This window comes from Paraburkholderia eburnea, from assembly GCF_002917095.1.
Taxonomy (GTDB): Bacteria; Pseudomonadota; Gammaproteobacteria; order Burkholderiales; family Burkholderiaceae; genus Paraburkholderia; species Paraburkholderia eburnea.
Genome location: NZ_PQGA01000008.1, coordinates 26,123 through 39,368, shown reverse-complemented (window position 1 = coordinate 39,368; position 13,246 = coordinate 26,123). Strand labels below are relative to the sequence as shown.

14 protein-coding genes and 1 pseudogene are annotated in these 13,246 nt (G+C 61.8%); 7 read left to right on the top strand and 8 right to left on the bottom strand.

What is annotated here, in order from left to right:
- Window positions 1-125 precede the first annotated feature (125 nt).
- On the top strand, window positions 126-524 hold the full coding sequence (locus B0G62_RS16250; RefSeq protein WP_103705242.1) for a VOC family protein: 399 nt from the start codon (window positions 126-128) through the stop codon (window positions 522-524).
- Here B0G62_RS16250 and B0G62_RS16245 read toward each other — a convergent pair.
- The 3 genes from B0G62_RS16245 to B0G62_RS16235 all read right to left on the bottom strand — a co-directional run bounded on the left by B0G62_RS16245 (window position 521) and on the right by B0G62_RS16235 (window position 4,350).
- Entirely contained in the window at window positions 521-949 is a 429-nt protein-coding gene (locus tag B0G62_RS16245; RefSeq protein ID WP_103705241.1) for a hypothetical protein, read from the bottom strand. The genes B0G62_RS16250 and B0G62_RS16245 overlap by 4 nt on opposite strands.
- Window positions 950-967: 18 nt before the next feature.
- Complete coding sequence (locus B0G62_RS16240; protein WP_103705240.1) at window positions 968-2,206, bottom strand: lytic transglycosylase domain-containing protein; 1,239 nt, start codon at window positions 2,204-2,206, stop codon at window positions 968-970.
- 743 nt (window positions 2,207-2,949) lie between these two features.
- A complete protein-coding gene (locus B0G62_RS16235) occupies window positions 2,950-4,350 on the bottom strand; it encodes a hypothetical protein (RefSeq protein WP_103705239.1) in 1,401 nt (466 codons plus the stop codon).
- Window positions 4,351-4,979: 629 nt separating this feature from the next.
- Here B0G62_RS16235 and B0G62_RS16230 point away from each other — a divergent pair.
- Genes B0G62_RS16230 through B0G62_RS16215 form a run of 4 tightly spaced genes read left to right on the top strand, consistent with a single transcriptional unit; the run spans window position 4,980 to window position 7,940 of the window.
- Window positions 4,980-6,212, top strand: coding sequence for a SpoIIE family protein phosphatase (locus B0G62_RS16230; RefSeq protein WP_181315596.1), 1,233 nt, complete (start codon window positions 4,980-4,982; stop codon window positions 6,210-6,212).
- Window positions 6,213-6,229: 17 nt separating this feature from the next.
- A complete protein-coding gene (locus B0G62_RS16225; RefSeq protein ID WP_103705428.1) occupies window positions 6,230-6,790 on the top strand; it encodes a SiaB family protein kinase in 561 nt (186 codons plus the stop codon).
- 14 nt (window positions 6,791-6,804) lie between these two features.
- Window positions 6,805-7,191 (top strand): DUF1987 domain-containing protein, encoded by a 387-nt coding sequence (locus tag B0G62_RS16220; RefSeq protein WP_103705238.1) that lies wholly within the window; start codon window positions 6,805-6,807, stop codon window positions 7,189-7,191.
- Between the two features lie 11 nt (window positions 7,192-7,202).
- Window positions 7,203-7,940 (top strand): GGDEF domain-containing protein, encoded by a 738-nt coding sequence (locus tag B0G62_RS16215; protein WP_103705427.1) that lies wholly within the window; start codon window positions 7,203-7,205, stop codon window positions 7,938-7,940.
- Window positions 7,941-8,023: 83 nt separating this feature from the next.
- On the opposite strand, the gene B0G62_RS16210 is transcribed toward B0G62_RS16215, so the two are convergent.
- Entirely contained in the window at window positions 8,024-8,413 is a 390-nt protein-coding gene (locus B0G62_RS16210; RefSeq protein ID WP_103705237.1) for a DUF779 domain-containing protein, read from the bottom strand.
- A 106-nt stretch (window positions 8,414-8,519) separates the two neighbouring features.
- A complete protein-coding gene (gene adh, locus B0G62_RS16205) occupies window positions 8,520-10,040 on the bottom strand; it encodes an aldehyde dehydrogenase (protein ID WP_103705236.1) in 1,521 nt (506 codons plus the stop codon).
- 274 nt (window positions 10,041-10,314) lie between these two features.
- On the opposite strand from adh, the gene B0G62_RS16200 reads away from it, so the two are divergent.
- Window positions 10,315-10,689, top strand: a complete 375-nt coding sequence (locus tag B0G62_RS16200) for a BON domain-containing protein (RefSeq protein ID WP_103705235.1) — start codon at window positions 10,315-10,317, stop codon at window positions 10,687-10,689.
- A 43-nt stretch (window positions 10,690-10,732) separates the two neighbouring features.
- Here B0G62_RS16200 and B0G62_RS16195 read toward each other — a convergent pair whose 3' ends face one another.
- Together B0G62_RS16195 and B0G62_RS32205 are read right to left on the bottom strand one after the other, a co-directional pair.
- Window positions 10,733-11,476 carry a type IV toxin-antitoxin system AbiEi family antitoxin domain-containing protein gene (locus B0G62_RS16195; protein ID WP_103705234.1) on the bottom strand — a complete coding sequence of 248 codons (744 nt, stop codon included), beginning with the start codon at window positions 11,474-11,476 and terminating at the stop codon, window positions 10,733-10,735.
- 135 nt (window positions 11,477-11,611) lie between these two features.
- Window positions 11,612-11,716 (bottom strand): annotated as a pseudogene (locus B0G62_RS32205) (short-chain dehydrogenase); the annotation flags it as partial.
- Window positions 11,717-11,807: 91 nt separating this feature from the next.
- Here B0G62_RS32205 and B0G62_RS16185 point away from each other — a divergent pair.
- Window positions 11,808-12,005: a hypothetical protein gene (locus B0G62_RS16185; protein ID WP_103705233.1), complete on the top strand. Its 198-nt coding sequence runs from the start codon at window positions 11,808-11,810 to the stop codon at window positions 12,003-12,005.
- A gap of 235 nt (window positions 12,006-12,240) precedes the next feature.
- Here the strand turns inward: B0G62_RS16185 and B0G62_RS16180 are convergent, their stop codons facing one another.
- Window positions 12,241-13,224, bottom strand: coding sequence for a DUF6492 family protein (locus B0G62_RS16180; protein WP_103705232.1), 984 nt, complete (start codon window positions 13,222-13,224; stop codon window positions 12,241-12,243).
- Between the last annotated feature and the right edge of the window lie 22 nt (window positions 13,225-13,246).

Below are 13,246 nucleotides of genomic sequence, written 5' to 3'. Positions count from 1 at the left end.
GTATAGCCGTCGAGAATGCTTTACGGATATGCGCGCCAAAAGACGTGGCGCCGTGTGCGGGAGCGCGGGCCGGAATCGGGGGAAGGTCCATATAGAATGGGCTCGAACTCAACCAGAGCCATACGATGCAATTACTCGACCATGTATCGATCGGCGTGTCCGATCTCGACGCGGCACGGCCGTTTTATGATGCGATCATGAGCGCGCTGGGCGCGCGCAAGGTCTACGACCGCCCCACGGCGCTCGGCTATGGGGAGCGCTGCAATGCGGCCGACACGGTATCGACGTGTCTTGCCGTGTATCTGGACGCGAGCGCGATTGTCGAAAACAAACGTCATTGGTGCTTCAAGGCATCGACACGCGCCCACGTCGATGCGTTCTTCGAGGCCGGGCTTGCGGCGGGTGGCCGCTCCGATGGCGAACCGGGTTTGCGGGCGCATTATCACCGCGACTACTACGCGGCTTTTCTGGTGGACCCGGCGGGCAATCGCGTCGAGGCCGTCTGCCACGCGGCCGAGGTTTAACCGGCCACGCGCTGCCACGGCGCGGCGCGTTCGCTGCGCGCGAAATGGGCAAGGCGCTCCTGCGCCTTGCGCACCGTGAAAACCGGCGCGCGCCGCAATTGACGCTCGTGCAGATCGAGCAGCCAGGTCGCGAGCGCCTTGTCATCTTCGCGCAGCGCGTAGAGATCGAGATCGGTATCGTGCGTCGTGTTGCCGATCATTCGTTCGACATCCTTAAAATCGGCGTGATCCGCGTGACAAACGCCTGCATCGCATAGGAACCACGTGAGATAGGCGGTCTCGATCAGCACAGCCAGTTGGTGGCCGTTGCCCTTGCCGGCCAGCAGCGCCGCGAGCGCGAGGTGAATGCGCAGCACACGATCCTGGACCGATGCGGGCGACCCGGGCAACAACATCGACTTACTGAGGGGTTTCTTGCCGTGCATGGTGCCGTTCGGTCGATGTCACTTCGTGACGTACCACAGGGCGCCGGTCCCCGTATTGCCCGTCGCCGGAGGTTGGAGTGCTGCCGGGGGCTTCGCGGAGGGCGTTTGCGCAACGGGCCACGTGGCGGGCTGCGCCGAGGATTGCGTGGCTTTATCGGCGGCGGGCGTTGGCGGCTGGGTTTGCGCTTGTACCTGAGCCTGCACCTGCGCACCCTGACGCGGCACCGAGAGATACCAGAGCGCGTCTGTCGATGGCGCAGATGCACCGCGCGTGCCAGTGGCTTTTTCCTTCGCATTTGCCGCAGTGCTATCCGGCGCAGCAGCGTTTTGCGCGCCAACCGGCAGAGGACGCCTTGTATCGCCATTGCCGGTCTTTTGCGCGCGCGCCTCCATCGTGCCGATCTGGAAAATCAGCGTCTGCTCCAGCGACGCAATCACGGCGTAGGGCGGCTGCGCTTCCCAGCGCAACAGCACGCGGCCGCGCGGCGTGTCCGCGAAAATCGCGGGCGGGCGCTTCATGTCGCTGAACTGGACGTAGATTTTCGCGCCGTCGTCGAACACCTGTACGGGCTTCACGTCGTCCGAGCCGGTCACGGTCCAGCCGAAGCTGTAAGCGCCGGGCGCCGCGCCCTGCGCGATCGCCGGCGAAGCTGGCAGGGCGGCCGGCGCTGCTTGAGCGGTGCGCGGCGCGTTCATGCGGACCTGCGTGACTTCGAGATTCGAAAACGGGTTGTAGCCGCCCGCGGGCGGCGTATAGGAGGGCGGGAGGATGGGCATGGGCGAGTCCGGCGAACGGGTGATGGATTGCGCGGTGGCGTAGACCTTCTGCGCATAGGCGAGCCGCTTGTCGGGCGACGCGGCGTTATACGCTCCGATCGCATTCCATGTCGGGCCGAACTGGCGGATGTTCTCCGCGAGAATCCAGGCCGCGACGTAAGCATTGGTGCAGGGATCGTAGAGGCTCTGCTCGGTGATGCCCGCCTGCGCGAGGCGCGGCAGCCATGAACTGTTGATCTGCATGAGGCCGATATCGACCGTGCCATTGCTGTTGCGGTTGACGACGTTGGTCTGGGTGCCGGATTCCACCTGCGCAATGGCGCGCATGAGGCTCACGTTGACGTGCTGGAACGCAGCCGCGTCGTCGATGCAATCGGCGAGGGCGAGGCCGGGCACGGCGGTCAGCAGCGCGGCGAGCGCGACGAACCGAGGCGGGACGGAGTGGACTGGGCGTAGCAAAGGCTTGGTTGGGCACTGCATGATTGGTCTGGTCTATGCGTGATATTCGCCGCTTGTTTCGTCGTTTTGTCGTCATTCGACGGCGATCGTTTTTCTTGTCAGTGATATTCCCCGGTTATGATGGTTTTTAATCCATGCCGGCCATTCAACTGTCAACTCATTGCAAACTTCGGTTTCGTCATTTTTTCCGGTTTGCCGCTGGCAGGTATTTTATGCTGATGTTTTTCTTTTCTCGCGGTGATATTGCGAGCGGTGCGGTATTTTAATTTAAATCCGGCGAATGATGATAGATGGCGAGGCGAATAATATGGGGAATGGATTTTAGTTGATGACGCGGCAAGGCGATGCGTTGTCAGGCCGATCCGGCGCAGTGTTTTAGCGCTGTCGAGCGCAGGCTTCGGTAAAAAATCCCTTTATATGCCATACGCATTAGGTTGCGGAATTTTTTTCACGATTTACCACCGTGGACTTCTGAGTCTTTAAATAAATTCAGATTCATCGGTCATGTATATAAACGTTCCGCAGCGCTTTCCTGATAAAAGGCGGGGAAAGCGCTTGCTGATCGCAGATCATCGACGCGCCCACGCACGCGTCAAGACGACGCAAAAAATGGCTTAGGACTAAACGCGCGCCGCGTTACCGTTGCAGTAACTCAACTCCGTGCGCGCGAACAGGCGCGCCATATGCGGCCTGATGTGGTCGAACGTGCGGCTCGCGGGCGCAATAGTCAGGAACGGCGCGATTCTAGCTGTTCAACGCACCTATCAAGGCGCATATTCAAGTGCGTCTCGATCAGGCAGCGTGGGTGAGGCAGCGGGCATCGCGGTAATGGCTACCTTGGCGACGCGGCTACCCTGACTACGCAACGGCGCAATCCCTAGCGCGCGTCGCTTCAGATTGACCGTTTTCGCCGATAAGCCGATGCGTTTAGCCAATTCGAAATCAGAAATCTTGCCGAACAGGCCAATCTCCTCCAGCGTCCATCTATGCCTGGCCGGCGCAATGCCCAATTCCGTGCGCTTTTTATACACGGTGGTGTTACTGCAGCCCATGTGCTCCGCGACCACCGAATCGCTCACCGTGCCGAGCATCGCAATCTGCTCGTCAGTCCATTGGCGGCGCGCGCGTACGGGCGGAAGGCCGCGTTTCACGCGCTCATAACGCACGGTGTTGTAGTTCTTGCCGAAGCGCCAGGCCAGCTCCAGATCGGGCACGACGCCGAGCAGCGCGAGGCCTTCCTCCTGCCAGTTGCCCGGCGGCTCGCCCCCATGCCTGAAAGGAGTCTGCGCTGCCGCCGGCGTGGTCCAGTTGCATTGCCGCTTGCGTTCACGGTCGGCCACCGCGGCGAAACCCAGCTTGCGGCGCTGCAGGCGCACCGACACCGTGGACACGCCGATGAGGCGTGCGACCTTCGCATCCGGCAGCGTGCCGAGAAGCTGCAGCTCCTCGGCGCTCCACTGATGCTGCGCACGACTGATCCCAAGCCGCCGGCGTTTCTTGTTCACGACCGTCTCGGACAGATCGAGAAGCCGCGCGACCTTGGCGTCGGACATCGTGCCGAGCAGGGCGATCTGGTCGTCGGTCCAGCAGTGAACGGATTTGCAGCAGGGAATGCCGCGCGCGAGACGCGCGCGCTGGATTACGCCCGTGCTTACGCCAGTCTGTTTCGCCAGCGAAGCATCGCTTTGCCTGCCGAGCAGGGCGAGCGTTTCCGGACTCAAGACGATAGCGCGCGCCATGGGGGCGATCCCGAGCTTCTGCCGCATGGCGCCGACCGTTTGCGGCACGACGCCGAAGCGCCGCGCCGCTTCCGTATCGGGGAGCTTGCCGAGCAGCGCGAGTTTTTCGGGCGTCCAGTGATGGCCGACGATGCCGCGCTCGCGCGCCGATTCGATGCCGAGCTGGCGCCGTTTGGCGCTGACCGTGGGCAGCGAGGCGCCCGTGATCTGCGCGACGCGCGCGTCGGTCATGGTGCCGAAGAGCGCGACGATTTCGGGCGGCCACTGATAGCGCGGTGGGCGTCCCCGGCCGTCGCGACGGTGGACGTGGCGCGCTGTGGATCGGGATTCTTCGATCGCCGCGCGGCGGTGTGAAGGCGTCTGGGGCGTGGGAGTTTTGGATGCGGTACGAGGCGCCGGGTCGTTGAGCAAGGGAAAGATGGACATTTAGTTTGTCATCCTTATGAATGAAGTGAGGCGAGGCTTCGATGTCTTTCGACTGATCGATCACCGTCGTGGTCTCATGCAAGGGATTTGCAGCAGCGATTCACACTCAAGGCGCTCACGTTGCCTGAAGTGCGGCGTCGCCGGTTTCGCTAGATTGGGCTAAATATCGCTTTGTAAATACGCGAATAATCCGAATTTCAGCGTTCGCCGGGGTGGCGGTGCGTTAAACGGTGACGATTTCACTATCGCTTGATCTTCGACAAGTTCTGTCAGGGCCGCAAATAAGCGGAGATCATTCCGGCATCGGTGCGCCAGACGGTGCGACCCTGTGATGCGTTTCGATTGGCGATTGGCGATTGGCGACTGGTGGCGCCGGGTCGGATCGTTGCTCATGAACGACTGGTTCAGGCACGCTGGCGCGAACGGGATTGAGCAGGCCCGCCACCTTTATTGCGCGGCATTACCACACAGCTTGCAATAAAGCCCGGCCCGCAAACGTTGTCGCCGCAACCATCTGACACCAGACTGAATCAAAGCATTCACGTTCGAAAATCATTATGCGAATGTAACGAAAATGACATAAAGAGTCTTTAGCGTGCTGATTTTCCTGTCCGACGAATCAGCTCGCCATGCATCCAGCGCTTGCGCAATTTCACCGTTCCGGTCCGACCGGAGGTCCACGTTGCGCCGGTGATCTGTGTCAGTCGGCGCCTGCCATCGACGCCTCGGATTCCAATTCGCGCGTGATGGAGGTGTTCTATTCGCGCCGCGATCTGATTAGTCTCGCTGTCATCGAAGGCGATCGTCCCATCGGCCTCATCAATCGCGATATTTTCCTGTCGCAGATGAGCAAGCCATTCCATCGCGAGCTTTACGACAAGAAAAGCTGTATCGCGTTCATGGACAAGGAACCGCTGATCGTCGATGCAGACATGAGCATCGAAGCGCTCACCTTCAAGACCGTCGAAGTCGGCGAAAAGGCTTTGGTTGACGGTTTCATTGTGACGCGCGAAGGCCGCTTTTCCGGCGTTGGCAACGGGCTGCAACTGCTGGGCGCGGTGGCAGAAACGCAGGCGGAAAGGAATCGCCAGATCATGCAGAGCATCGAATATGCGAGCGTGATCCAGCAGGCCATGCTGCGCGCCTCGCGCGAGGCGCTTTCGACCATGCTGCCCGACGCGGCGCTCGTGTGGGAACCGCGCGACGTGGTGGGCGGGGACTTCTATCACTTCGCGGCGTTCGCGGACGGCTGGTTCGGCGCCGTGGCGGACTGCACGGGCCACGGCGTGCCCGGCGCGTTCATGACGCTGCTGGCCTCCGCCTCGCTTTCGCAGGCGCTCGAACGCCTCGGCCCGCGTGATCCGTCCACGCTGCTGGCGGCGGTCAATCGCAACGTCAAAGGCCTGCTCGGGCAGGTCAAGGGCGCGGGCGATGCGCCGCAGTCGAACGACGGGCTGGACGCCGCGTTCTTCTGGTACGACGCCGCGCGGCAACAACTGCTGTTTGCCGGCGCGCGCGTCGCGCTGCACGTGCTGCGCCCCGACGCCCAGCAGTTCGAATCCATCGCTGGCGAGCGCGTGGGCGTGGGCTACGTCGACAGTCTCGCGGATTATGCGTGGCCGCTCCATGCCGTGGAGCTGCCCGAAGACAGCCTCCTGTTCGTTTCGACGGACGGGCTGACCGACCAGATCGGCGGCGCGCGCAAGATTGCCTTTGGCAAGCGCCGCTCGCTCGACCTGATTCTTGCGAATCGCGCGCAGACGCCTTCCGCCATATGCGCGCGCCTCGTGGAGGCACTGACCGAATGGCAAGGCGCCCAATCGCGCCGCGACGACGTCACCTTATTTTTTGCACGTGTTTAAGATTGCTGATCAAACTTATGTCTGAACTCCTGGAGCAGAACAGCGCCTTTCTAGAGCTTGCGCAACAGCGCAATCTGATTTTCTGGCACAAAGGCTACTTCTCCCAAAGCATCGTCGCGGCGATGAGCGAAGTCGTGAAGCTTCAGCTCGAAGTCGCGGGCGTCAACGGGTCCACGCGGCGCAAGCTCTTTTCGTCGTTTATCGAGCTTTCGCAGAATATCGTGCATTACTCGTCCGAAACGCTGCCGGCGGACCAGACGCAAGGCGGTATTCGCGAAGGCGCAATGTGTATCACAAGTGATGGCGAACGCCATCTGTTGGTGTGCATCAATCCGATCGCCACGAACGCCGTGGACGAACTGCGCGAGAAACTCGAACCGCTGCGCAGCATGTCGGTCGATGAGATCAAGCAGGCCTACAAGAATTCGTTGCGTGCCGAAACGCCCGCCGAAAGCAAGGGTGCGGGCATGGGGTTCCTCACGATGGCGCGCGACGCCAGCGCGCCGCTCGAATTCGCCTTTCATCCGCGTGATGACGATCCCGCGACCACGCTTTTTTGCCTGAAGACCATCATCTGATTGCCGTGACTGCCATGGAAAACCTACATATTGCCGCCACGGCGACTTCGCCGGAAATCGACTTCCAGTTCGATCAGAACGTACTTTCGCTGCGCGGCGAGTCCTACCCGGAAAACGCCGCCGCATTCTACGCACCCGTCATCGAACGGCTGGGCGCGTGGCTCGCGCAATGCGACGATGTCGCCATCACGGTGGACGTGACGCTCACGTATTTCAACAGCTCCAGCACGAAGATGCTGTTCAGTATTTTCGACGCCCTCGATCGTGCGGCTGCTGCCGGTAACCGCGTGCAAGTGAACTGGTATCGCGATGAGGAGGACGAAACGATCCAGGAATTCGGCGAGGAATTGCAAACCGACTTTACGGCGATCAATTTCACCGATTGCCCGGTGGCGATCTAAGGATAGCGATGGTGGTGACGACTTCCTCCGCGGACGCATCGGCGCCTGACGCGCCGGACCTGTTTCAGAGCGAGAGCGAGGCGCTGGAAAGGGCGCGCGCGATCCGTGCCGATGCCAATGCGGATGCGCAGTGTTACCGCCACGCGCTGGGCGAACTGATCGGCCACTACGAGCGCTTGATGCGCGAGACGCGCCGTCTGATCGGGCGCAGCGATCGCGCCGAGCGCGAGATGCACGCGCTCACGCAGCAACTGCAATATCGTGCGACCCACGACGCCCTGACCGATGTGTTCAATCGCAGCGCCGTGATCGAACGCGCAACCAAGGCGCTGCGCACCGATTGCGCGGTCATGGTGCTGCTCGACATCGACGAGTTCAAGAAGGTCAACGACGACTACGGCCATCCCGCCGGGGATAGGGTAATTCTGGGCATCGTCGATTGCCTGCGCCGCATCGTGGGCAGCAAGGGCATTATCGGGCGCGTGGGCGGCGAGGAGTTCACGGTGGTGCTGCCCGGCTACGGGCTGGCCGATGCACTGATACTGGCGGAAACCATGCGTTCCAGCATCGAAAGCCATGTATTCGGCGCGCCGGTGAACCGGCGCATCACGAGCAGCTTCGGCGTGAGCGCGAATGAGGTCGGCACGAGTTTCGACATGGCCTACGGGCTTGCGGATGCCGCGCTCTACAAGGCCAAGCGCAGCGGGCGCAACCGGGTGGAGCACAGCGGCGAACAAGTCGATCAATAAGCGCCGCTTCGCCAGGGACTCCATCCTGCCTCAATCGGACCGGATGTCAGGGATCTGCAGAGTGGCGCTGTGGGCATGCGCGATCAGCTTGCCGCGCGCTCGACGGGATGCTGGCCGAGCCACGCCACTTCGGCGTCGTCGTAGAGGCGCGAGCGGGTGAGAAAGCGCAGCCCGCTCGGACGTTCGAGCGAAAACATGCCGCCGTTGCCAGGCACCGCGTCGATGATGAGCTGGGTGTGCTGCCAGTATTCGAATTGCGATTCGCTCATATAGAACGGCACGCCGCCGATCTCGCCGAGTTTCACATCGACGCCGCCCACCATGAATTCGCCGGCGGGAAAGCACATCGGCGCACTGCCGTCGCAACATCCTCCCGATTGATGGAACAGCACCGCGCCATGTTCGGCCACGAGCTTGTCGATCAGCGCGAGCGCCGCGGGAGTCGCGACCACGCGCAGCACTTCGTCGGACATGATATGAACTCCTTATTTTATTCGAATCGCCCCTGATTCGCCTGCTGAAACGAATGCGCCTCGCCGGGCGGCGAGGCGCGTGCCGTGTCGGCTTGTTGTGTACCCGTCAGAAGAAACCGAGCGGCTTGTCGCTATAGCTCACGAGCATATTCTTGGTTTGCTGATAATGATCGAGCATCATCTTGTGCGTCTCGCGCCCGATGCCCGACTGCTTGTAACCACCGAACGCCGCATGTGCCGGATAGGCGTGATAGCAATTGGTCCACACACGCCCGGCCTGGATCGCGCGGCCAAAGCGATAGGCACGCGTGCCGTCGCGCGTCCAGATACCCGCACCCAGCCCGTAGAGCGTGTCGTTGGCGATCTGCAATGCCTCTTCTTCGTCCTTGAAAGTCGTCACCGATACCACCGGGCCGAAGATCTCTTCCTGGAACACGCGCATCTTGTTGTGACCACGGAAAACAGTTGGCTGTACGTAGTAACCGTTCTTGAGTTCGCCATCTAGCGCGTTGCGCGCGCCGCCTGTGAGACACTGCGCGCCTTCCTGTTTGCCGAGGTCAAGATACGAAAGGATCTTTTCCAGTTGCTCCTGCGAGGCCTGCGCGCCGATCATCGTCCTCGTATCGAGCGGATGGCCCTGAGTGATGGCTTCGACGCGTTTGAGCGCGCGTTCCATGAAGCGGTCGTAGATCTTTTCGTCGATGAGCGCACGCGACGGACAGGTACAGACCTCGCCCTGGTTGAGCGCGAACATCGTAAAGCCTTCCAGCGCCTTGTCGACGAAGCTGTCATCGTGATCCATGACATCGGCGAAGAAGATATTCGGGCTCTTGCCGCCCAGTTCGAGCGTGACGGGAATGAGATTCTGGCTCGCGTACTGCATGATGAGCCGACCTGTCGTGGTTTCGCCGGTGAAAGCAATCTTGGCGACGCGCTTGTTCGAGGCGAGCGGTTTGCCCGCTTCCAGCCCAAAACCGTTCACGACATTGACCACGCCCGCCGGCAGCAGGTCCTGGATCAGCTCCATCAGCACGAGGATGGAGGCGGGCGTTTGCTCAGCGGGTTTGAGCACCACGCAATTGCCGGCTGCCAGCGCGGGTGCGAGCTTCCAGGTGGCCATCAGGATCGGGAAATTCCACGGAATGATCTGGCCGACCACGCCTAGCGGCTCGTGAAAATGGTAGGCCACGGTGTCGTTGTCGATCTGCGAAATCGAGCCTTCCTGTGCGCGGATTGCACTGGCGAAATAGCGGAAATGATCGATCGCGAGCGGAATGTCGGCGGCGCAACTTTCGCGCAACGGCTTGCCGTTGTCGATCGTTTCGGCCACCGCGAGGCGCATGAGATTGGCTTCCATGCGATCGGCGATCTTGCTCAGCACGTTGGCGCGGTCGGTGGGCGAGGTCTTGCCCCATGCGTCCTTGGCCTTGTGCGCGGCGTCGAGCGCGAGTTCGATATCGGCTTCGCGCGAGCGCGCAATCGCCGTGAACGGTTCGCCCGTGATCGGCGAGATATTGTCGAAGTACTCGTTGCCCGCTGGCTTGACCCACTGTCCACCGATGAAGTTGTCGTACTGCTTGCGGTACGGATAGTCCGTGGTGAGGTACTGCAGCTCTGCGTGGTTCATGGACGTGCTCCTCGCAAATCGTCTCTGATCGTCGCGGTTGGACGTTGATGGACGCGGGTGGAAAGACAGGCAGGGAAGTCGGCTACTGCGATGTATCGCAAGGAATACTACGCCGGTCGGTGCCTGAAGTCCGAAGTTTTGATTTTGCGCTGCACAAGGCGCCTGGCCATCCACGCGGAGCGTGCGCCCGTTTCGGCGTAGGGTACGTATTTCGACCTGCGCGCGCTGGCGGGAGCGGCACGCGCGTCCCCACGTCGATCCCTTGGAGACATACATGAAAACGGCACCTTTGCGTTTCGTAACCGCTCTGACCCTTGGATTGTTCGCGGCTGGAGCAGCCTATGCCCAGTCCGACGACATGGCCGCCAGCATGCCGATGGCGTCGGGCGCCGCCATGGCCCCCGCGCACAACGGCCACGCGACGAAAGCCGATCGTGCGCTGGGCAAAGCGGTACGGCGCGCGCTGGACAAGACTCAGGGATTCGACGTATCGGGCGTGTTCGTGCGCGCGCGCGGCGGCGCCGTAACCTTGAGCGGCACCGTGCGCAGCGGCGATCAGATCCGTCAGGCCGAGGACGTGGCGCGTTCGGTCCAGGGCGTGACTTCGGTTACGAACCGGTTGACGCTGTTTCATGGCGGCAATGGCTGACCAGACACGCGGGCCCGGCGCCTATTGTTAGGGATGCTAGGGATCAGGCCTTGAGGTTCAGGGCTGGCGCGCCCTTGCGGCTGCTCGTCCAGCGTTTGCCCGGCCCGAGCCGGTCGACGTGACGCTGTAGATCCTGGCCCCACGCATGGCCGCTTGCCGCGCCCAGGTCACGCACGAGCTTGACGACCTTCACGCGCGTGCAGTGGGACAGCAGGCGGTCGAGCACCTTCGGCCGCAGATCGTGCAGCGTGGCCGTGATCGCCAGGGCTTCGTCGAGTGCCTGGCCCTTGCCGCCCCGCTTGCCGATATCGCTTGCGAGTTCGAGCAGGGCGCGCTCGGGCCGCGAAACGAGAATCGACGGATCGAGATTCGGCAGCGGCGCGACGGCGAGCTCGGGCGGTAAGGCGTCGTCGAAAAGACGCGTGGTTTGCAGCGTGTGGGGCAGGTGCGCGTCTGCCCAATCGGGCATGACATAGGGGCGCTGGGCCCAGAGCGCGAAACGCGTGTGCGCGTCGATGCTCAGCCGTCCGCCTTGCCAGTCGAGCGCCGTCTTGCCGCCGATATGCAGGCCGCTGACATGGCGGCCCAGATACGCAAGTACGCCGGCGCGCGTTGGCGCGTCGCCCGCAAGCAGATACGCGCCTTTGGACAGGCGTTGCAGCCAGCCGGCGCTGACGAAGTAGGTGGTCTGTTGGGCGCTGACGCCGCAATCGCGCAGCATCTGCGGGTCGAGCGGTTGCCCGCGCGGGACGCCTTCCATGAGGCGTAAAAGTGTCTTGCTGGCCATAGGCTCGATAAGGGATTTCTGGCGGACCGGCTGGCCAGAGGCACGGTCTCGTACATGATTTATTTTAATCGATCCCGATAAATTTTGTATTTGATACGAAAAAAGTATGGATCGGGGCGGCCTTGAATTCGGGCCTCAGGTGAGGTTCGGACCACCATCGGTGAGCAGGATTTCGCCGGTCAGATAGTCCGACGACACCAGCATTGCGACGGCCTGGGCGATGTCGTCGGGCGTGGCGGCGGCCAGATCTTCTACTCACGTTGCGATCGGGCGGTAGATGCAGTTCCGCGCCGCATGGGCCGACACGCGAGGGCATTGCTGGAGCATTCTGTTGACGCAGCAGGTTGCGATATTCCCGGCGTCGATCATTCTGTGGATCGTCAACAATGCCGCCACGCCTGCGCGGCAGCATGGCTTCGTAGGTGTCGAGGCCGCAGCGGGCGGCCTCGCAGGGTTGGTCCTGCTGTGCGTCAGCGCGACGTGCTCCGCATGGTTGTATCGGCGCTACGCGGGGGCGTTGCTCGCTTAGCCATGGGAACTGGATTCGGGCGAGGAATACCTGGCAGCCAGTATCGAATTTCGCGTTTTCGACGGCTGATTTAATCAATTTGTCCGCGCACTAACGTTTGCGTGAATTATTTCATACGCCATTCCGGTTAAATCGATTTAATCGGAAGCTAAATGGGTGCCGGAAAACGGCAAGAGCCGGTTGATAAAGCCGGCTCTTACAGGACGATGGGTGCGGACGTACGCTCCGGCGACGTTCAAGCCGCCACAATTCCGCGCAATTTGTTGAGCAGTTTGAGCCCGCGGCGCGCAATGGCGGAGTAGAGCTCGGCGCCCTTGAGCGCCGCGTCGAAATGGCGTTCGTAGGGCTGAACCTTGATCGGGAAATACGGCGAAAGCTTCTTCACGACTTCATCGAGCGGAATGTGCGTGTTGCTCTGGACCACGGCGAACAGGCCGTCGCTGTCCTTGGCGAAATGCTGCGCGGCGCTCCATTCTTCCATCTTGTCGGCGAACCACACGCTTTCGCTGGCGTGCAGTGCGCGCTGGCCTGGCTGCGGTCCCACGTGATACTGATCGAGCAAACCTTCGCGCTCGGCGTTAAGCCAGTACAGCGTGTATTCGGTCCAGTCGAGCGCGTAATTCGCAAGCAGCACGCGGCGCCAGTCGGTGCCGTGTAGGGCTTCGAGGCTTCGCTGCAGATTCACGCAAAGCGTGCGCGAGAGGACCGTCGGCGTCCACCAGACGCCGTCGCGATCCAGCCCCGGATCCACGTCGAGCAGCTTTGCGGAGGCCTTCCAGTAATACGGCTCGACATTGCGCGGCTGCAGATGCGTGAGCGCACGGCCACCGAGGATCAGCGTGTCCGCCGTGAAGGGGTGCGTGGCGAAGCAGTCCGGATCGAACACGAGGAAATACTCGGTTTCGATCCATTCCGGCGCATTCAGCTTGATGATTTGCTGGCGGTGCCAGTTGCGGATCTGATGGCGCTGCGAAAACTCCGCGAAGATGCCCATGTACAGCGATTCGTCGATCACCTCGATCGGGAAATCGGACCATGCCTTCGCGTAGCCTTTGACCTCGTCGACTTCTTCGTGCGGCACCACCAGCACGATGCGGTGAAAGGTCTCGGGCGTCGTGAAGTGGCGCAGCGACGAAAACAGGATGTCGCAGCGGCCGATGTTATCGGCGTAGTGCCGTCCCCGGGTTTTGATCGGCAAAATCGCGCTGATTTGGGCCATGGTATTCCGGTCTGTCGCCGGT

Excerpts from the sequence above, each read along its gene's own strand:
- B0G62_RS16250 (WP_103705242.1), top strand. The coding sequence starts at position 126 with ATGCAATTACTCGACCATGTATCGATCGGCGTGTCCGATCTCGACGCG.
- B0G62_RS16245 (WP_103705241.1), bottom strand. The coding sequence starts at position 949 with ATGCACGGCAAGAAACCCCTCAGTAAGTCGATGTTGTTGCCCGGGTCG.
- B0G62_RS16240 (WP_103705240.1), bottom strand. The coding sequence starts at position 2,206 with ATGCAGTGCCCAACCAAGCCTTTGCTACGCCCAGTCCACTCCGTCCCG.
- B0G62_RS16235 (WP_103705239.1), bottom strand. The coding sequence starts at position 4,350 with ATGTCCATCTTTCCCTTGCTCAACGACCCGGCGCCTCGTACCGCATCC.
- B0G62_RS16230 (WP_181315596.1), top strand. The coding sequence starts at position 4,980 with ATGCATCCAGCGCTTGCGCAATTTCACCGTTCCGGTCCGACCGGAGGT.
- B0G62_RS16225 (WP_103705428.1), top strand. The coding sequence starts at position 6,230 with ATGTCTGAACTCCTGGAGCAGAACAGCGCCTTTCTAGAGCTTGCGCAA.
- B0G62_RS16220 (WP_103705238.1), top strand. The coding sequence starts at position 6,805 with ATGGAAAACCTACATATTGCCGCCACGGCGACTTCGCCGGAAATCGAC.
- B0G62_RS16210 (WP_103705237.1), bottom strand. The coding sequence starts at position 8,413 with ATGTCCGACGAAGTGCTGCGCGTGGTCGCGACTCCCGCGGCGCTCGCG.
- adh (WP_103705236.1), bottom strand. The coding sequence starts at position 10,040 with ATGAACCACGCAGAGCTGCAGTACCTCACCACGGACTATCCGTACCGC.
- B0G62_RS16200 (WP_103705235.1), top strand. The coding sequence starts at position 10,315 with ATGAAAACGGCACCTTTGCGTTTCGTAACCGCTCTGACCCTTGGATTG.
- B0G62_RS16195 (WP_103705234.1), bottom strand. The coding sequence starts at position 11,476 with ATGGCCAGCAAGACACTTTTACGCCTCATGGAAGGCGTCCCGCGCGGG.
- B0G62_RS16180 (WP_103705232.1), bottom strand. The coding sequence starts at position 13,224 with ATGGCCCAAATCAGCGCGATTTTGCCGATCAAAACCCGGGGACGGCAC.